The sequence below is a fragment of the Streptomyces sp. NPDC059255 genome (assembly GCF_042752355.1).
Lineage (GTDB): Bacteria > Actinomycetota > Actinomycetes > Streptomycetales > Streptomycetaceae > Streptomyces.
Genome location: NZ_JBHYZP010000006.1, coordinates 122,994 through 142,632, shown reverse-complemented (window position 1 = coordinate 142,632; position 19,639 = coordinate 122,994). Strand labels below are relative to the sequence as shown.

General features: G+C 67.3%; 12 protein-coding genes. 1 reads left to right on the top strand and 11 read right to left on the bottom strand.

Annotated elements, in window-relative coordinates:
• The first annotated feature begins 75 nt into the window (after positions 1–75).
• The gene (locus ACFXKG_RS11000) at positions 76–1,725 is read left to right on the top strand and encodes a helix-turn-helix domain-containing protein (RefSeq protein ID WP_384835620.1); all 1,650 of its coding nucleotides are present in this window, start codon (positions 76–78) and stop codon (positions 1,723–1,725) included.
• 115 nt (positions 1,726–1,840) lie between these two features.
• On the opposite strand, the gene ACFXKG_RS10995 is transcribed toward ACFXKG_RS11000, so the two are convergent.
• From ACFXKG_RS10995 to rpoB, 11 genes are all read right to left on the bottom strand, one after another.
• Positions 1,841–2,731 (bottom strand): calcium-binding protein, encoded by an 891-nt coding sequence (locus ACFXKG_RS10995; RefSeq protein ID WP_384835617.1) that lies wholly within the window; start codon positions 2,729–2,731, stop codon positions 1,841–1,843.
• 235 nt (positions 2,732–2,966) lie between these two features.
• Positions 2,967–4,559 carry an alpha-1,2-mannosidase gene (locus tag ACFXKG_RS10990; protein ID WP_384835614.1) on the bottom strand — a complete coding sequence of 531 codons (1,593 nt, stop codon included), beginning with the start codon at positions 4,557–4,559 and terminating at the stop codon, positions 2,967–2,969.
• Positions 4,560–4,827: 268 nt separating this feature from the next.
• On the bottom strand, positions 4,828–6,021 hold the full coding sequence (tuf, locus tag ACFXKG_RS10985) for an elongation factor Tu (RefSeq protein WP_384835611.1): 1,194 nt from the start codon (positions 6,019–6,021) through the stop codon (positions 4,828–4,830).
• A 158-nt stretch (positions 6,022–6,179) separates the two neighbouring features.
• Positions 6,180–8,306, bottom strand: coding sequence for an elongation factor G (gene fusA / locus ACFXKG_RS10980; RefSeq protein ID WP_384835605.1), 2,127 nt, complete (start codon positions 8,304–8,306; stop codon positions 6,180–6,182).
• 37 nt (positions 8,307–8,343) lie between these two features.
• Positions 8,344–8,814, bottom strand: a complete 471-nt coding sequence (rpsG, locus tag ACFXKG_RS10975) for a 30S ribosomal protein S7 (RefSeq protein WP_030351427.1) — start codon at positions 8,812–8,814, stop codon at positions 8,344–8,346.
• A gap of 2 nt (positions 8,815–8,816) precedes the next feature.
• Positions 8,817–9,188 (bottom strand): 30S ribosomal protein S12, encoded by a 372-nt coding sequence (gene rpsL / locus ACFXKG_RS10970; protein ID WP_003948652.1) that lies wholly within the window; start codon positions 9,186–9,188, stop codon positions 8,817–8,819.
• Between the two features lie 622 nt (positions 9,189–9,810).
• Positions 9,811–9,975 (bottom strand): hypothetical protein, encoded by a 165-nt coding sequence (locus ACFXKG_RS10965; protein WP_384835602.1) that lies wholly within the window; start codon positions 9,973–9,975, stop codon positions 9,811–9,813.
• A gap of 241 nt (positions 9,976–10,216) precedes the next feature.
• On the bottom strand, positions 10,217–10,594 hold the full coding sequence (locus ACFXKG_RS10960; RefSeq protein ID WP_384835599.1) for a DUF3592 domain-containing protein: 378 nt from the start codon (positions 10,592–10,594) through the stop codon (positions 10,217–10,219).
• Between the two features lie 36 nt (positions 10,595–10,630).
• A complete protein-coding gene (locus ACFXKG_RS10955) occupies positions 10,631–11,062 on the bottom strand; it encodes a hypothetical protein (protein ID WP_384835596.1) in 432 nt (143 codons plus the stop codon).
• 458 nt (positions 11,063–11,520) lie between these two features.
• Complete coding sequence (locus tag ACFXKG_RS10950; RefSeq protein ID WP_384835594.1) at positions 11,521–15,435, bottom strand: DNA-directed RNA polymerase subunit beta'; 3,915 nt, start codon at positions 15,433–15,435, stop codon at positions 11,521–11,523.
• Positions 15,436–15,560: 125 nt separating this feature from the next.
• Entirely contained in the window at positions 15,561–19,043 is a 3,483-nt protein-coding gene (rpoB, locus tag ACFXKG_RS10945) for a DNA-directed RNA polymerase subunit beta (RefSeq protein WP_384835591.1), read from the bottom strand.
• Positions 19,044–19,639 lie beyond the last annotated feature (596 nt).

Below are 19,639 nucleotides of genomic sequence, written 5' to 3'. Positions count from 1 at the left end.
GGGAAACGAAGTGACCCTGGAACGCGGGAATGGGACGCGGGGGAGATGACAGAACCGGGGAGATGGGTGGGACGGGTGCCGGAAACAACAGGGGCAGGGGCGGCGGACGAGTTCGCGGCGCGGCTGCGGGAGCTGAAGGACCGCTCCGGGCTGAGCTACGGGACGCTGGCCAAGCGGCTGCACATGAGTACGTCGACGCTGCACCGCTACTGCAACGGCACCGCGGTGCCCAACGACTACGCGCCGGTCGAGCGCCTCGCACGGGTGTGCCGGGCGACGCCGCAGGAGTTGGTGGAGCTGCACCGGCACTGGATCCTGGCGGACGCGGCACGAAAGGGCAGGCCGGACCGGACCGCGCCGGCCGGGGCGAGGAACGGGGGTGGCATCGCCGCGGATCCCGCCCCGGAGAGGGGTCCGGAGGCGGATCCGGCGAGGGGTCCGGAGAAGGAGCCGGCCCCGGCGGCAGGATCGGCCCCGGCGGCCGGTTCGGCCGGGGCGGGCCGTGAAAGGGGTACGCCGGGGACGGTGGCCGCCGGTTCGGCGGCGGACTCGGCGGACTCGGCCGACGGGACGTCGCCCCAGGGCCAGGGCCACGGCCACGGCCAGAGCCACGGCCACGGCCAGGGCCAGAGCCGGCACGGTGAGCCGGCCGGGGTCGGCCCCGCCGGCGTCGGACCCGTGCGCGGTGAGCCCGCCGGTGCTGGCCCGGTCGGCGCCGATTCGGGCGGCGCGGCGCCAACGCACGGGCAGGGCACGGACGCTGAGCCGGTCCTCGTCGACGGACCGCGCGAGCCCGCGTCGCCGCGGCGGCGCCGTAACGCGCTGATCGCCTCCCTCGTCGTGGCCGCGGTGGTGGGAGCCGCAGCGTTCGCCTTCGCCCTGACCTCCGGCGGGGGCGAGAGACGCGCGGGCGACAAGGAGACACCCGGTGGCGAGGTGAGTAAGGGCGTGGCGGCCACCGCGGATCCCTCGGCGAAAGACTCCGCCTCCCCCTCCCCGAGCCGTACGAGCCACGAACCGTCCCCCTCCCCCAGCGAGTCCGCCAGGACCACGCCCAGCACCTCGAAGGGCCCCGGCGAACAGGGCGACGGCAAGCCGGGTGGGTCCGGGGCCGGCGAGGACAGCACCGCCGTACCGCTGAACGTCGCCGTCCGTCCGTACTACTACGAGAGCCCGTGCCGCCAGCATTTCCTCGTGGACAAGGAACCCGAGCAGGTCGGCCCGCCCGCGGACGAGCAGACCGCGCCGCGCTGGGCCGCCGCCTACGGCGCGGTCTCCTCGGGGGAACAGTGGGTCGCCCTGACCGTTCAGGGCACCGGACAGGACACGGTCGTCCTGGAGTCACTGCACGTACGCGTCGTCTCCAAGCGCGCCCCGCTCGCCTGGAACGACTACGAGATGGGGAACGGCTGCGGCGGTGGCGTCGAGACCAAGTCGTTCAGCATCGACCTCGACAAGGGCAGCCCCACGGTCGTCCCCAAGAGCGGCCAGCGCGACTTCCCGTACAAGGTCAGCGAGACGGACCCCGAGGTCTTCTACATCGCCGCGGGCGTCGAGGCGCACGACGTCCGCTGGGACCTCAGCCTGGAGTGGTCCAGCGGCGACCGCCGCGGCACGGTGCAGATCAACAACGACGGCACCCCGTTCCGCACGAGCGGCAGCGTCGGCCGACCGGAGTACGTCTATCCGCTGGGCGGCAGCGAGTGGATCAAGCCGGAGTACTGACCCCGCCCGCGCGCCGATCCGCGCCGACGGGCCCGGCATTCCTGTCGGGCCCGTCGGCGCGGAAGCGGCCCATGACGGGGCCTCACGGCCTCACGGCCGGTGGTGCCCGGCGGCGTCAGTCCTGGACGACGACGTTCGTGCCGGGGCCACCGGAGAGGGTGTCCTTGCCGGGACCGCCGTACAGCTTGTCGTTGCCGCTGTTCCCGTAGATCGTGTCGTCGCCCTCGTCTCCGTACAGGACGTCGTCGCCCTTGCCTCCGTAGAGGAAGTCGTTGCCGGCGCCGCCGTGGATGATGTCGTCGCCGTCGCCGCCGGTCAGGCTCTGGCCTTCCGCACCGCCGTGGATCTCGTCGTCGCCGGCCCCGCCGTCGACGTCGCCCTTCGAGTTGATGGTGTCGTTGCCGTTGCCGCCCTGTGCGACGGTGCCTTCGCCGGCGTGGATCGTGTCGTCGCCGTCGTCACCGAGCACCACCGTGTACGCCCCCACGGTGAGGGTGTCGTCGCCCGTGCCGCCCCGGACCCCGTTGCCCAGGACATCGCCCGATTCCGTGAGGGTGTCCTTGCCGGCGCCCAGGTCGATCGAGGCGAAGTAGTACGTCTGGTCGGTCTTGTTGTCGTACGTGACGACATCGTCGCCGTCACCGAGGGACATCTCCAGGGTGGCGTACGGGTCCTGGCTCTCCAACCTGGCCACCGTGCAGGAGACCTTCGTACGGTCGGTGGCGCTGGGGTACGAACAGCCGCTGCCCGCGCTGATCGCGACGACGTCGTCGATGACATACGTGATGTCATCACCGCTCCTGGAGGCGGTGACGGCTACCTTGTTGGTCTGCTCGGCGGCGGCGGTGTAAGCGATGGCATGGCCGTCGAGCGCGGCGGTGGCCGACGGCGCGGCAGCACCGGCCGTACCGGCCAGCAGCAGCGGAGCGGCCAGCCCCGCGCCGAGAGCCAGTGCCGCCGCCGAGGCGGCGCGTGAGATCCGGCCGCTGAGCATACGAGAGGGCATTGCATAACCTCCATAAGAAATATGTGGTCCCAACAACCATGTGGGACGGCGGAGTTATGCGCCGGGTTGCCTTCTCACTCCGGGCGGATTACGTCGCCGCCGGGGCGGCCGGGCCACCACGGACGGCGATGACCTGCGGCTTCCGGGCGGACGAATGGAAGTCGAGGCGATATTTCTTCAGGTGCGATTAAACTGGAATTCACCTCACGTCCGGCAAATAATTTCCCTCCCTGTTTCATCCGGAGTTCTTCATGTACGCCGCCAGTTTGCCGATGAGTCGGGCCGCGTCGTCCAGGGTGCGGGCCGTCTCGCCCAGGTCACCGGCCAGCAGCTCCTCCACGTGACCGTCCTGCGGCTCCGCGTCGGACCACGGGCCGGGAACGGTCGTACCCCGGTATCCGGTGGGCTCGCCCCCGGCGGGCGTGCGGTAGCCCGTGAAGTCCGCGGCGTCGGGGGTCGGGTGCGTGGTGGTCTCGCCCGCGAGGAATTCGACCCGGGAGAGCTGCGTCTCGTCGCCGCCCGCGTTACGGCTGATGGAGAGGCGGTAGCGGGTGTACGGCGTGGTGTTGGTGAAGTGGTACTCGTTCGTCCTGTGGCGCCCCCGGAAACGCTCGCCGCGGCGGGAGTCCAGGTCCGACCAGGTGTGTCCGTCGTACGAACCGGCCAGCTCCCAGTCCTGCGGGTCCCGATCCGAGGCGTCGTTCGCCGAGGTCAGCCGGTAGGCCGAGACCGCGGCGGGCGTGTCGAGAACGAATTCGAGATCGGCGATCTCCTCGTGCGCCAGCCATTTGCTGCGGGAGCCGCGGAGCAGGTTCTCCGCGACCTCGCCCCCCGCTTCGAACTCCTCGCTCGCCCGTACGTCCGTGACCGTACCGGTGACGTCGCGCAGCTCTCCCGTGGTGACCGCCTCCGGGGCGGGGGCCGCGGAACTCAGCGTGATGGAGGCGGTGTTGCCGCGCCGGTCCGTCCAGGACACGCGCTCCGGAGGAGCCCCGCCCGCGTCGAGCAGCAGCCTCAGCTCACCGGACGGGGACCAGCTCTCGCCCTGTGCCTCCTCGGTCGAGAAGAGGTGGAGCGGGGTGCCGGACGTGCCCTCGGGGTAGGCGGAGCGCTCCATGAGCGTGCCGCGGTACTCGGCCTGCACCCCGTCGGCGGCCCGCCAGTGCCCCTGGAACCCCGACAGGTCGGTGCGGAGCCCGATCGCCGCCTCCGAGCCGTCGGCGCCACGCCAGGCGAGATGCGCGGGGACGGCCCGCTCGCCGCCGTCGATGTGGAACAGGAGCCGGGCAGCCGGCTGCCACGCGACGGCGCCACGGGCGCGGCGCTCGGTGCTGAACGCGAGGACCGAGCGGCCGGCCGTCCTGGCCGCCAGCGCCCGCTCTGCCCGGCCGCTGTCGTGCGCCGGGTCCACGGTGACGGCGCGCAGCCGGAGCAGCGCCTTCGCGCCCTGCGGGCTGTGTATCTCCAGGATGTTGTCGCCGGGCACCAGCAGATCACCCGGCGCGGTGAGCACGGTCTCCTGGGGCGCGCCGTGGCCGGGGCCCGCCGGAGCGGCCGACCGGTCGCCGGACACCTCGCCGTTGAGCACGCCACCGACGAGCGCCTTGCCGTTGAGCCGGACGTCCATCGGCGCGTCGCCGCCGAGAGTGGTGACCGTGACGACGGCCTCGGCGATGTCCTCCCGCTCGTCCACCGTGAAGTCCAGCTTGATGTACCCGCCGCCGCCCAGCGCGAGATGCGAGGAGGCGATCCCGCACCGGTGGTGACCGACGACGGCGTTCGACAGCCTGGCCGGGCGGGCGGAGAAATCGGCGAAAACCGGGTCCATGCGCATTCCTGACGTCGTGCGGTGCCGGCCCGTGCGACACGCGGGCGGCGGCATTTCCCAGAACCGTACCCGGGCCCACTGACAACGCCCCGAAACACCAACTCGGCTGCCCCCAACAGGACTTGCCCCTAGGAGAGCCCCCTAGGGGGTACGCGAATCCCGAGGCAACGGAAAGGGCCCGTACGACCGAAGTCGTACGGGCCCTTCCCTGAGTTGCTCCGAGGAGCTACCAGGCCGACCGGACCGTGAGATCCGATCAGATCGACAATTACTTGTTGATCTTGGTGACCTGGCCGGCGCCGACGGTCCGGCCACCCTCACGGATGGCGAACTTGAGGCCCTCCTCCATGGCGACGGGCTGGATCAGCTCGACCGTCATGACGGTGTTGTCGCCCGGCATGACCATCTCGGTGCCCTCGGGGAGGGTCACGACGCCGGTCACGTCCGTGGTACGGAAGTAGAACTGCGGGCGGTAGTTGTTGAAGAAGGGGGTGTGACGGCCACCCTCGTCCTTCGACAGGATGTAGGCCTGGGCCTCGAAGCTGGTGTGCGGCGTGACCGAACCCGGCTTGATGATGACCTGGCCGCGCTCGACGTCCTCGCGCTTGATGCCACGGAGGAGCAGACCGACGTTCTCACCGGCCTGGCCCTCGTCGAGCAGCTTGCGGAACATCTCGATGCCGGTGACCGTGGTGGTGGTCTTCTCGGTCTTGATACCGACGATGTCGACGGTCTCGTTGACCTTGAGGACACCACGCTCGATACGACCGGTGACGACGGTGCCACGACCGGTGATCGTGAAGACGTCCTCGATCGGCATCAGGAACGGCTTGTCGACGTCACGCTCGGGCTGCGGGATCGACTCGTCGACGGCCTTCATCAGGTCGAGGACGGTCTTGCCCCACTCGGCGTCGCCCTCAAGGGCCTTGAGCGCCGAGACCTTGACGACCGGCAGGTCGTCGCCCGGGAACTCGTACTCGGAGAGCAGCTCACGGACCTCGAGCTCGACGAGCTCGAGGATCTCCTCGTCGTCCACCATGTCGGCCTTGTTCAGCGCGACAACGATGTACGGCACGCCGACCTGGCGGGCCAGGAGCACGTGCTCCTTGGTCTGCGGCATCGGGCCGTCGGTGGCGGCGACCACGAGGATGGCGCCGTCCATCTGCGCCGCACCCGTGATCATGTTCTTGATGTAGTCCGCGTGACCAGGGCAGTCGACGTGCGCGTAGTGACGCGACTCCGTCTGGTACTCGACGTGCGCGATCGAGATCGTGATACCGCGCTGGCGCTCCTCAGGAGCCTTGTCGATCTGGTCGAAGGCCGAGGCCTCGTTCAGGGTCGGGTACGCGTCGTGCAGCACCTTGGTAATGGCGGCCGTGAGGGTCGTCTTACCGTGGTCGATGTGACCGATGGTGCCGATGTTGACGTGCGGCTTAGTCCGCTCGAACTTCGCCTTCGCCACTGGGGTCCTCCTGGAGTGGTTCTGTACGCCTTACTCATCGGCGCCAGGTGATCTTTGCTGGGATGCCGGGGCCCGGGGCTCCCCCTCCGTACTCAGCGGTACGGCGGGGAGGCCCCAGGGCTTGCCGGTGACAAGCCTAAAGCGTCAACTCGGTCGAGTTACTCGCCCTTGGCCTTCGCGATGATCTCCTCGGCGACGTTCCGGGGAACCTCGGCGTAGGAGTCGAACTGCATCGAGTAGCTTGCGCGACCCGAGGTCTTGCTGCGGAGGTCTCCGACGTAGCCGAACATCTCCGAAAGCGGCACCAGACCCTTGATGACCTTGGCGTTCGCCCGGTCCTCCATGGACTGGATCTGCCCACGGCGGGAGTTGATGTCGCCGATCACGTCACCCATGTAGTCCTCGGGCGTGGTGACCTCGACGGACATCATCGGCTCAAGGAGCACGGGAGACGCCTTGCGGGCGGCTTCCTTGAACGCCTGCGAACCGGCGATCTTGAAGGCCAGCTCGGAGGAGTCGACCTCGTGGTAGCCACCGTCGAGGAGCGTGAGGCGCACGCCGGTCATCTCGTAACCGGCCAGGATGCCGAACTGCATGGCCTCCTGAGCACCGGCGTCCACCGAAGGGATGTACTCCTTCGGGATACGCCCACCGGTGACCTTGTTCACGAACTCGTACGGGACGTCGCCGTCCGTGATGGGCTCGATCATGATCTGCACCTTGGCGAACTGCCCGGTGCCACCGGTCTGCTTCTTGTGCGTGTAGTCCACGCGCTCGACGGTCTTGCGGATCGTCTCACGGTAGGCGACCTGCGGCTTGCCGACATTCGCCTCGACGCGGAACTCGCGCCGCATGCGGTCGACCAGCACCTCGAGGTGAAGCTCGCCCATACCGCCGATGACGGTCTGGCCGGTCTCCTCGTTGCTGTGCACCTGGAAGGAGGGGTCCTCCTCCGCGAGCCGCTGGATGGCCACACCCAGCTTTTCCTGGTCGCCCTTGGACTTGGGCTCGATCGCGACCTCGATCACCGGCGCCGGGAAGTCCATGGACTCCAGGATCACCGGGTTCTTGTCGTCGCACAGCGTCTCACCGGTGGTGGTCTGCTTCAGGCCCATGACGGCGACGATGTCGCCGGCGCCCACCGACTCGATCTCCTCACGCTTGTTCGCGTGCATGCGGTAGATCTTGCCGATGCGCTCCTTGCGGCCCTTCACCGAGTTCAGCACCGCGGTGCCGGACTCCAGCTTGCCGGAGTACACGCGGACGAAGGTGAGCTTGCCGAGGTGCGGGTCGCTCATGATCTTGAACGCCAGCGCCGACAGCGGCTCGTCCACGGAGGGCTTGCGCGCGACGACCTTCTCCGGGTCCTTCACGTCGTGGCCCTCGATGGCCTCGACGTCCAGGGGGGTCGGGAGGTAGCGCACGACCGCGTCGAGCAGGGGCTGGACGCCCTTGTTCTTGAACGCGGTGCCGCAGAAGACCGGGGTGATGGTGGTGCCGTCGGACTTGCCGGAGGCGATGGTGATACGACGGATCGCCGCGTAGAGCTGCTCCACGGTGGGCTCGACGCCCTCCAGGTACAGCTCCATCAGCTCGTCGTCGTTCTCCGAGACGACCTCGAGCAGCTTGCCGCGCCACTCCTCGGCCGCCTCGGTGTGCGTCGCGGGGATGTCGACGACGTCGTACATCTCGCCCTTGGCGGCCTCGGCGGACCAGACAAAGGCCTTCATCGTCACGAGGTCGACGACGCCCTTGAAGTCCATCTCGGCACCGATCGGAAGCTGCATGACGATCGGGACCGCGCCGAGGCGGTCCTCGATCATCTCGACGCAGCGGTGGAACTCCGCGCCGGTCCGGTCGAGCTTGTTGACGAAGCAGATGCGCGGCACGCCGTAGCGGTCGGCCTGGCGCCAAACGGTCTCGGACTGCGGTTCCACACCGGCGACACCGTCGAACACGGTGACGGCACCGTCGAGGACGCGGAGCGAACGCTCCACCTCGACCGTGAAGTCCACGTGACCCGGGGTGTCGATGATGTTGATGGTGTGGTCGACGTCGTCGAGCGGCCAGTGACAGGTCGTCGCGGCGGACGTGATGGTGATGCCGCGCTCCTGCTCCTGCTCCATCCAGTCCATCGTGGCAGCGCCGTCGTGGACCTCACCGATCTTGTAGCTCACACCGGTGTAGAACAGGATGCGCTCGGTGGTCGTCGTCTTGCCCGCGTCGATGTGGGCCATGATCCCGATGTTGCGGACCTTGGCCAGGTCAAGCGAAGTGGTGGCCATGAGGCTCAATCTTCTCTCGGTCTCGATGTGGGTGCGACTACCAGCGGTAGTGCGCGAAGGCCTTGTTGGACTCGGCCATCTTGTGCGTGTCCTCACGCTTCTTGACCGAGGCGCCGAGACCGTTGGAGGCGTCGAGCAGCTCGTTCATGAGGCGTTCGGTCATCGTCTTCTCGCGACGGGCGCGGGAGTAACCCACGACCCAGCGCAGGGCGAGGGTGGCGGCGCGACCGGGCTTGACCTCGATCGGCACCTGGTAGGTGGCGCCACCGACACGGCGGGACTTGACCTCGAGCGTGGGCTTGACGTTCTCAAGCGCGCGCTTCAGCGTGATGACCGGGTCGTTGCCGGTCTTCTCGCGGAGGCCTTCCATGGCGCCGTACACAATCCGCTCGGCAGTGGAACGCTTGCCGTTGAGCAGAAGCTTGTTGATCAGCGACGTGACAAGAGGAGAACCGTAGACCGGGTCGATGATGACCGGGCGCTTCGGGGCGGGGCCCTTACGAGGCATTCTTACTTCTCCTTCTTGGCGCCGTAGCGGCTGCGGGCCTGCTTGCGGTTCTTGACACCCTGGGTGTCGAGGGAACCGCGGATGATCTTGTACCGAACACCCGGCAGGTCCTTCACACGGCCACCACGCACGAGCACGATCGAGTGCTCCTGCAGGTTGTGTCCCTCACCCGGAATGTAGGCCGTGACCTCGATGCCGGAGGTCAGACGCACACGCGCGACCTTACGGAGCGCCGAGTTCGGCTTCTTCGGGGTGGTCGTGAAGACACGCGTGCAGACGCCACGGCGCTGAGGGGATCCCTCAAGAGCGGGCGTCTTGTTCTTCTCGACCTTGTCCTGCCGGCCCTTCCGGACCAGCTGCTGGATCGTAGGCACTACTTCTCCGGTTTCTGTGTGCCGTTAGTGGAACTAACCTGGAACACCACCGACCCACGCGGTCGGGTGTGTCGAATACTGCAAAGCCCTCGCCGAGAGCGAGGAAGGCGCAGATTGCGGTGGCCCGTACTCGAACTCCTCGTGCGGCTGAGGACACGCACAGGAGCCCAGGCACACCCCAGGCACAAGGTCTGAGCGTACCTACCTCATCGACTCCGGTCAAAACAAATGCCCACGCACGGGGCACGCACGGGACGGCCCTCACGACCAGGCGCGATTCAGCCATCCGGACGGCTCGGGGACGACTCCCCGGGGTCACGCTCCCCGGGGCGGCCCCGAGAACGGGGCGGCTCACCGGCCGGAGCGTGCCGCACCCGCTCGCCCAGGCTACGGGGAGGGCCGAGCCGGGGAATGGTGGGCACGCGCGAGCTGGGGTTCTTCGGTACGAGACCGGCGGTGGCCGGTCGGAGGCCGTCGGGGCGGGACGGCGGGATCGGCGCCGGGGCTGTCCCCGCCCCCGGCTCCGGTTCCGGCCCCGGGTCCGGCCGGGCACCGGCGGGGAGTACGCCGCAGGGCGGGGGCGCCGCGGCCGACGGGCCCGTGTTCTCCCGGTGGACCAGCCTCAGCCGCGGCGCAGCCGGACGCGCGCCGGCCCGCTCCCGCCGGACTCGTACGTGTCCATGGCATCGCGCCAGTCGCCCGCGTACGCCTTGATCTCCCGCGCCTCCAGCTCATCCGCGCGACACGACCAGGAGATCCTCCGGTGGATGACGCTCCAGTTACTCATGGAGCCGGGCCGGCACGCCCTGAAGCACGGACGCCGCGTCGGCCGACCCGGCACACTCCGCAGGCTCCGGCGGCACCGAGGGTGCCGCAGGTTCCGACGGATTCGGCGCGTTCTCGGAGTCCGACGAGTACGGCGGCTTCACAGGGGTCGACGGGCTCGTCGCGGCCGGCGGATTCGCGGGGTTCGGCGGCTTCACGCGGTCCCCCATTGAATATCGTTGGCTCTGACCTGGCCGGCCTCTTCAGCCGAAACGTGTGACCCCGTACAGCGACAAAAGGACTCCGACGATCGCGAAGAAAGCAGTGACCGGGAGAGTCGGAAGGCGAGGAGCCTTGTCCACGAGATGCATACGCTGCGGATGCTTCGGGTCGTACACGACCTCGACCCGGTGCCCGACCCGGATCCCCAGGGATCTCCCTCTCACTGCCCCTTCGGCGACCTTCCCGTTCCGAACGACCGGCTCCATTTCATAGACCATTTCGCCGAATTCACCGGAACGAGACCCTTTGCATGTGACGAAGGCTCGCTCGCGGCGCTTGAACCCGCGCAGGTCGGAAATGAGCAGAGCAATTCCAAAAAGGAAGAACCCTAAACCACTGAAAATAACTGAATACAGCATCACATTCCTCCTGGCCAGGGACCTGGTAGCGTCTCCCTAAAACCACACGCTGCGCACCACGAAGACCGCCAGGAGAATTCCCGAGGCACCAACCGCAGCCAGAACAGGGAGAGCCACCGCCAGATAAATGGCATTCGGCATCAAGGAACGAATCGGCAAGACATCGGAGATCTCGGGATCCCGGGGAAGATGAACGACCGTCACCCCGCTCCCAACCTCGGGCAACACCCCGCGCCAGGAGTGGGAAATCATGTGCCGAGATCGCCCGTCACGATCTTTGAAGTCAATTGCCACGCCGTTTCCGTAGCGCCCACTTGAATATCCGGTACAGATACCTTCGGCATTCTCTCCGTGCACCTTCAGGCGCAGCCTCTCAAGGAACATGAGTAGCAGTGCGCGCAGCACGAAAAAGGCCACGAAAGAAACGGAAAGAAGCAGGATTATCGCCACACCGGAAATGAATTTCACCGGCCCCCAGGAAATACACAATCCACCGCTGGTCCGCAACTTTAGCAGCGGGTCGCTCGACCGTCAACGCTGCGCAAAGTCTGTGCCACTCCACAGCTTCCGGAAGTGGACACAAATAGCGGACCGCCCGTAACGAATTCGCGCGGAGAGTCAGGACGATCGATGAATCATTGGGCAGAAGGGCGGGAGTCAGGCCGGGAAGTTCACGTCCGGGCCGACCAGGCGTCCAAGGGCATGAACTTGGCTGAACAAGTCCATGAGGGGCACCCTCATCGACGTGCTGCTCGGGCTGCTCGCGCCGTTGATCTCATCGACACGGCGATCAGGACACGGCGAACGCCCGGCCGCGATCTGCCGCGGAGGCGGGGTTCGCCCGGACCTTCCGCACACGCCGGATTCCGCACACGCCGGAGGGCGGCCACCCCGTACGGGATGACCGCCCTCCGTTCGCTCACGCCTTACTGGTTGTACGGACCGTAGTCGTAGTCCTCCAGCGGAACGGCCTGGCCGGAGCCCGTGCCGAACGGCGAGTAGTCGATGTCGTCGTAGCCGACGGCCGAGTACATCGCGGCCTTGGCCTCCTCGGTCGGCTCGACCCGGATGTTGCGGTAACGGGAGAGACCCGTACCGGCCGGGATGAGCTTACCGATGATGACGTTCTCCTTGAGGCCGATCAGGGAGTCCGACTTGGCGTTGATCGCCGCGTCGGTCAGGACCCTGGTCGTCTCCTGGAAGGACGCCGCCGACAGCCACGACTCGGTGGCCAGCGACGCCTTGGTGATACCCATGAGCTGCGGACGGCCGGAGGCCGGGTGGCCGCCTTCCGTGACCACACGGCGGTTCTCGGTCTCGAACCTCGACCGCTCCACCAGCTCGCCGGGCAGCAGCTCCGCGTCACCCGACTCGATGATCGTCACACGGCGCAGCATCTGCCGGATGATGATCTCGATGTGCTTGTCGTGGATCGACACACCCTGCGAGTTGTAGACCTTCTGGACCTCGCCGACCAGGTGGACCTGGACCGCGCGCTGACCGAGGATCCGCAGCACGTCGTGCGGGTTGGTGGCGCCGACGGTGAGCTTCTGGCCCACCTGGACGTGGTCGCCCTCGCCCACGAGCAGACGGGCACGCTTCGAGATCGGGAACGGCGTCTCGTCGCTGCCGTCGTCCGGGGTGACGACGAGCTTCTTGGTCTTCTCGGTCTCCTCGATACGGACGCGGCCTGCCGCCTCCGAGATCGGGGCGACACCCTTGGGCGTACGGGCCTCGAAGAGCTCGACGACTCGGGGCAGACCCTGGGTGATGTCGTCACCGGCCACACCACCGGTGTGGAAGGTACGCATCGTGAGCTGGGTACCGGGCTCACCGATGGACTGGGCGGCGATGATGCCGACCGCCTCACCGATGTCGACCAGCTTGCCGGTGGCCAGCGAGCGGCCGTAGCAGAAGGCACAGGTGCCGACCGCGGACTCGCAGGTCAGGACCGAGCGGGTCTTGACCTCCTCGACCCCGGCGGCCACGACGGCGTCGATCAGGACATCGCCCAGGTCGACGTTGGCCGGCGCGATGACCTTGCCGTCGACGACGACGTCCTCGGCGAGCATCCGCGCGTACACGGACGTCTCGACGTCCTCCGCCTTGCGCAGCACACCGTCGGCGCCGCGCTCGGCGATCCGCAGCTTCAGACCGCGGTCGGTGCCGCAGTCCTCCTCGCGGATGATGACGTCCTGCGAGACGTCCACCAGACGACGGGTCAGGTAACCCGAGTCGGCGGTACGCAGGGCGGTGTCGGCCAGACCCTTACGGGCACCGTGGGTGGAGATGAAGTACTCCAGCACGGACAGACCTTCACGGAAGGACGCCTTGATGGGACGCGGGATCGTCTCGTTCTTGGCGTTGGACACCAGACCACGCATACCGGCGATCTGACGCATCTGCATCATGTTTCCGCGCGCACCCGAGTTGACCATCATCGAGACCGGGTTGGTCTTCGGGAAGTTCGCGTTCATCGCCTCGGCGACCTCGTTGGTCGCCTTCGTCCAGATCGCGATGAGTTCCTGCGTGCGCTCTTCCTTGGTGATCAGACCGCGCTCGTACTGCTTCTGGACCTTCTCGTCCTGCGCCTCGTACCCCTTGACGATCGCCTTCTTCGCGTCGGGGACGACGATGTCGGAGATGGCGACGGTGACGCCGGAGCGGGTCGCCCAGAAGAAGCCGGCCGCCTTCAGGTTGTCGAGCGTCGCCGCCACGATGACCTTGGGGTAGCGCTCGGCGAGGTCGTTGACGATCTCGGAGAGCTGCTTCTTGCCGACCGTGTAGTCGACGAACGGGTAGTCCTCGGGCAGCAGCTCGTTGAAGAGCGCGCGGCCCAGGGTGGTCCGCAGCCGGAACGGGTCGCCCTGCTGCCACGCCACCGCGGTGCCGTCGGTGTCGGCCTCCTCGGAGACCGGCGGGGTCCAGCCGCGCGGCGGGATGGTGCCCACCGGGAAGCGGATGTCGACCTTGGCCTGGAGCGACAGCTCCCGGTTGTCGAACGCCATGGTGGCCTCGGCGGTGGAGCCGAAGGAACGGCCCTCGCCCTTGACGGTGCGCTCTTCCTCGTCGGTGGTGAGGAAGAAGAGGCCGAGCACCATGTCCTGGGTGGGCATGGTGACCGGACGGCCGTCGGCCGGCTTGAGGATGTTGTTCGAGGACAGCATCAGGATGCGGGCCTCGGCCTGCGCCTCCGCGGAGAGCGGCAGGTGGACGGCCATCTGGTCACCGTCGAAGTCCGCGTTGAACGCGGTGCAGACGAGCGGGTGGATCTGGATGGCCTTGCCCTCGACGAGCTGCGGCTCGAACGCCTGGATGCCCAGACGGTGCAGGGTGGGCGCACGGTTCAGCAGCACCGGGTGCTCGGCGATGACCTCTTCGAGCACGTCGTACACGACCGTACGGCCGCGCTCGACCATGCGCTTCGCCGACTTGATGTTCTGCGCGTGGTTCAGGTCCACCAGGCGCTTCATCACGAACGGCTTGAAGAGCTCCAGCGCCATGGCCTTCGGCAGACCGCACTGGTGCAGCTTGAGCTGCGGGCCGACGACGATCACGGAACGGGCCGAGTAGTCGACGCGCTTGCCGAGCAGGTTCTGACGGAAACGGCCCTGCTTGCCCTTGAGCATGTCGCTCAGGGACTTCAGCGGGCGGTTGCCCGGACCGGTGACCGGACGGCCGCGGCGGCCGTTGTCGAACAGCGCGTCGACGGCCTCCTGGAGCATCCGCTTCTCGTTGTTCACGATGATCTCGGGGGCACCGAGGTCGAGAAGCCGCTTGAGGCGGTTGTTCCGGTTGATCACACGGCGGTACAGGTCGTTCAGGTCGGAGGTCGCGAAGCGGCCACCGTCGAGCTGCACCATCGGACGCAGGTCCGGCGGGATCACCGGCACGCAGTCCAGCACCATGCCCTTGGGGCTGTTGCTGGTCTGGAGGAACGCGGAGACGACCTTGAGGCGCTTGAGCGCGCGGGTCTTCTTCTGCCCCTTGCCGGTACGGATGATCTCGCGGAGGCGCTCGGCCTCCTCGTTCAGGTCGAAGGACTCCAGGCGCTTCTGCAGCGCGGCGGCGCCCATCGAGCCGTCGAAGTAGGTACCGAAGCGGTCGCGCAGCTCGCGGTAGAGCAGCTCGTCGCCCTCCAGGTCCTGGACCTTGAGGTTCTTGAAGCGGTTCCACACCTCGTCGAGACGGTCGATCTCGCGCTGCGCGCGGTCCCGGAGCTGCTTCATCTCACGCTCGGCGCCTTCGCGCACCTTGCGGCGCACGTCGGCCTTGGCGCCCTCGGCCTCCAGCTCGGCCAGGTCGGTCTCGAGCTTCTTGGCGCGGGCTTCGAGGTCGGAGTCGCGGCGGTTCTCGGTCTGCTGGCGCTCGACGGAGACATGCGCCTCCAGCGACGGCAGATCGCGCGTACGGCGCTCCTCGTCCACGAACGTGATCATGTACGCGGCGAAGTAGATGACCTTCTCGAGGTCCTTCGGCGCGAGGTCGAGCAGGTATCCGAGGCGCGAGGGCACGCCCTTGAAGTACCAGATGTGGGTGACAGGCGCGGCCAGCTCAATGTGGCCCATCCGCTCACGGCGCACCTTGGCGCGCGTGACTTCCACGCCACAGCGCTCACAGATGATGCCCTTGAAGCGGACACGCTTGTACTTGCCGCAGTAGCACTCCCAGTCCCGGGTCGGACCGAAGATCTTCTCGCAGAAGAGTCCGTCCTTTTCGGGCTTGAGCGTGCGGTAGTTGATGGTCTCCGGCTTCTTCACTTCGCCGTGCGACCAGGTCCGGATGTCGTCCGCGGTGGCAAGGCCGATCCGCAGCTCGTCGAAGAAGTTGACGTCGAGCACTTGTCGTCAATCCCTCTTTCGGGGGTTCGAGCCCCTCGCGTGAGCGAGTAGATGGGGCACTTCAGCAATGGTCTGAACGGGTCCGGGGAGAGCCGGCCGGATACGGGATCCGGCCGGCGAACCCGTCAGACCTCTTCGACGCTGCTCGGCTCGCGCCGGGACAGGTCGATACCGAGCTCCTCCGCCGCGCGGAAGACGTCCTCGTCCGTGTCACGCATCTCGATGGACATGCCGTCCGAGGACAGCACCTCCACGTTGAGGCAGAGCGACTGCATTTCCTTGATGAGCACCTTGAAGGACTCGGGAATGCCGGGCTCGGGGATGTTCTCGCCCTTGACGATGGCCTCGTAGACCTTCACGCGGCCGGTCACGTCGTCGGACTTGATCGTCAGCAGCTCCTGGAGGGCGTACGCGGCGCCGTAAGCCTCCAGCGCCCACACCTCCATCTCACCGAAGCGCTGACCACCGAACTGAGCCTTACCACCCAGCGGCTGCTGGGTGATCATCGAGTACGGGCCGGTCGAGCGGGCGTGCAGCTTGTCGTCGACCAGGTGGTGGAGCTTGAGGATGTACATGTACCCGATCGAGATCGGGTCGGGGAACGGCTCACCGGAGCGGCCGTCGAACATCCGGGCCTTACCGGAGCCCTTGACCATCCGCTCGCCGTCGCGGTTCGGGATCGTCGACTCGAAGAGGCCCGAGATCTCGTCCTCGCGGGCGCCGTCGAAGACCGGGGTGGCGACATTGGTGCCGGGCGCGACCTCGTCGGCGCCGATGACCTTCAGCCGCTCCATCCACTCCTCGTTGCCCTCGACCTTCCATCCCTGGCTGGCGAGCCAGCCGAGGTGGATCTCCAGGACCTGTCCCGGGTTCATTCGGGACGGGACACCCAGCGGGTTGAGGATGATGTCGACCGGAGTGCCGTCCTCCAGGAACGGCATGTCCTCGATCGGCAGGATCTTCGAGATGACGCCCTTGTTGCCGTGACGGCCGGCGAGCTTGTCGCCGTCCGTGATCTTGCGCTTCTGGGCGACGTAGACGCGGACGAGCTGGTTGACGCCGGGCGGCAGCTCGTCGCCCTCCTCGCGGTCGAAGACGCGGACGCCGATGACCTTGCCGACCTCGCCGTGCGGCACCTTCAGCGAGGTGTCGCGGACCTCACGGGCCTTCTCGCCGAAGATCGCGCGGAGCAGGCGCTCCTCCGGGGTCAGCTCGGTCTCACCCTTGGGCGTGACCTTGCCGACCAGGATGTCCCCGGCGACGACCTCGGCACCGATACGGATGATGCCGCGCTCGTCGAGGTCCGCGAGGACCTCCTCGGAGACGTTCGGGATGTCCCGGGTGATCTCCTCGGGGCCGAGCTTGGTGTCCCGGGCGTCGACCTCGTGCTCCTCGATGTGGATCGAGGAGAGGACGTCGTCCTGGACCAGCCGCTGGCTGAGGATGATCGCGTCTTCGTAGTTGTGGCCCTCCCACGGCATGAAGGCCACGAGGAGGTTCTTGCCGAGCGCCATCTCACCCTGCTGGGTGGCGGGCCCGTCGGCGAGGACCTGGCTCTCGACGACCCGGTCGCCCTCGTTGACGACAACCTTCTGGTTGACCGAGGTGCCCTGGTTGGAGCGGGAGAACTTGGCGATGCGGTACGTCGTGTACGTGCCGTCGTCGTTGGTGACGGTGATGTAGTCCGCGGAGACTTCCTGGACCACACCCGCCTTCTCCGCCTTGACGACATCACCGGCGTCGACCGCGCAGCGGTACTCCATGCCGGTGCCGACGAGCGGCGCCTCGGACGTGATCAGGGGCACGGCCTGACGCATCATGTTCGCGCCCATGAGGGCACGGTTGGCGTCGTCGTGCTCCAGGAAGGGGATCATCGCGGTCGCGACCGACACCATCTGGCGCGGCGAGACGTCCATGTAGTCGACGTCGTCGCCGGGGATGTAGTCGATCTCGCCGCCACGGCGCCGGACGAGGACGCGCGGCTCGGTGAACCGCATCTCCTCGGAGAGCGTCGCGTTGGCCTGGGCGATGACGAAGCGGTCTTCCTCGTCGGCCGTCAGGTAGTCGACCTCGTCGGTGACGACACCGCCGACGACCTTGCGGTACGGGGTCTCGATGAAGCCGAACGCGTTGATCCGGCCGTACGAGGCCAGCGAGCCGATCAGACCGATGTTCGGGCCTTCCGGCGTCTCGATCGGGCACATGCGGCCGTAGTGCGAGGGGTGCACGTCACGGACCTCGAAGCCGGCCCGCTCACGGGAGAGACCACCCGGGCCGAGGGCGTTGAGACGACGCTTGTGCGTCAGCCCCGACAGCGGGTTGTTCTGGTCCATGAACTGGGACAGCTGGCTGGTGCCGAAGAACTCCTTGATGGAGGCGACGACCGGCCGGATGTTGATCAGGGTCTGCGGCGTGATCGCCTCGACGTCCTGGGTGGTCATGCGCTCACGCACGACACGCTCCATACGGGCGAGACCCGTACGGACCTGGTTCTGGATCAGCTCGCCGACGTTACGGATGCGGCGGTTGCCGAAGTGGTCGATGTCGTCGGTCTCGACCATGATCGAGCGGCCGGACTCACCCATCGTCTCGGTCTCGCCCGCGTGCAGCTTGACCAGGTACTTGATGGTGGCGATGACATCGTCGGTGGTGAGCACGCCGGCGTCCAGCGGCTCGTTCGCACCGAGCTTCTTGTTGACCTTGTAGCGGCCGACCTTGGCGAGGTCGTAGCGCTTCGGGTTGAAGTAGAGGTTCTCCAGCAGCGTCTGGGCCGCCTCGCGCGTCGGGGGCTCGCCCGGACGCAGCTTGCGGTAGATGTCGAGCAGCGCGTCGTCCTGGCCCTGGGTGTGGTCCTTCTCCAGGGTGGCGCGCATGGACTCGTACTCGCCGAACTCCTCCAGGATCTGCTCGGTCGTCCAGCCGAGAGCCTTGAGGAGGACGGTCACGGACTGCTTGCGCTTGCGGTCGATACGGACACCGACCATGTCGCGCTTGTCGATCTCCATCTCCAGCCAGGCACCCCGGGACGGGATGATCTTGGCGGAGAAGATGTCCTTGTCGGACGTCTTGTCGATGGAGGAGTCGAAGTACACGCCCGGCGAGCGGACGAGCTGCGACACCACGACACGCTCGGTGCCGTTGATGACGAAGGTGCCCTTGTTCGTCATGAGCGGGAAGTCGCCCATGAAGACCGTCTGGGACTTGATCTCGCCGGTCTCGTTGTTGGTGAACTCGGCGGTCACGAAGAGCGGGGCGGCGAACGTGAAGTCGCGGTCCTTGCACTCGTCGATCGAATTCTTCGAGGGCTCGAAGCGGTGGTCGCGGAAGGTCAGCGACATCGACCCGGAGAAGTCCTCGATCGGGGAGATCTCCTCGAAGATCTCCTCCAGACCGGACTTCCTGGGGACGTCCTGTCCACTCTCGACAGCCGCCTCGACACGAGCCTTCCAGGCGGGGTTGCCGAGCAGCCAGTCAAAGCTCTCGGTCTGGAGCGCCAGGAGGTTCGGAACCTCAAGCGGCTCCTTGATCTTTGCAAAGGAGATGCGCAGCGGGGCAGTGCTTGCGCCGTTGTTCGTATTCGTGGTCGAGGCGTTGCGCGAGGCGGCCAAGAGGGGGTCCTTCCGAGGGCTCGGACTCACTACGCGCGTACCGGTGTCCCAAGCCGGACATCGAGAGAGAAAGCCCAGTTCGGAGCTGTTCAATCACCGATGCTCATGCGAGGGGGTGCCCCTGGTGACGGGCAGGGAGCAGCTAACAGGCAGCGCAAAGGGTCAGTGTAGCCACTTGGCACACTGATGTCCAGAGCCGGTTTTCCGACACCCTCGTTGTTCTCAACACCCTTGTCTCAACCGCTGCAAGCCTCGCGCCGTAGGCGCACACCATTACTGCCCTCTGCGTCACCGATCCATGCCTCGGATCCGGATCGATTGTGACGACGCGTCCTGAGAATTGCGCGCTCCATGCGGTTCGTCAAGGCCCCCCACCCCATGCGGAAGGTCACTCGGCGGGCGGCGGCACGGCGATGATCACGATACCCGCCGTCGCACGAAGAGCAAGGCAGCCCCTGCGGGAACGCGGAAGGGCGACCACCCGACTGGGTGATCGCCCTTCATGTCAACGGCGCGGCGGTGCGCGCCCCCCCCGCGGGCGCCCAAACGGCGGGCGGGGGCTCCCACCGCACCCCACAACCCCACGCTCGGGAGCA

Bases quoted from the DNA above. Each gene is read 5' to 3' on its own strand.
- ACFXKG_RS10990 (WP_384835614.1), bottom strand. From the start codon at position 4,559: ATGGACCCGGTTTTCGCCGATTTCTCCGCCCGCCCGGCCAGGCTGTCG.
- rpsG (WP_030351427.1), bottom strand. From the start codon at position 8,814: ATGCCTCGTAAGGGCCCCGCCCCGAAGCGCCCGGTCATCATCGACCCG.
- ACFXKG_RS10965 (WP_384835602.1), bottom strand. From the start codon at position 9,975: ATGAGTAACTGGAGCGTCATCCACCGGAGGATCTCCTGGTCGTGTCGC.
- fusA (WP_384835605.1), bottom strand. From the start codon at position 8,306: ATGGCCACCACTTCGCTTGACCTGGCCAAGGTCCGCAACATCGGGATC.
- ACFXKG_RS10995 (WP_384835617.1), bottom strand. From the start codon at position 2,731: ATGCCCTCTCGTATGCTCAGCGGCCGGATCTCACGCGCCGCCTCGGCG.
- ACFXKG_RS10960 (WP_384835599.1), bottom strand. From the start codon at position 10,594: ATGCTGTATTCAGTTATTTTCAGTGGTTTAGGGTTCTTCCTTTTTGGA.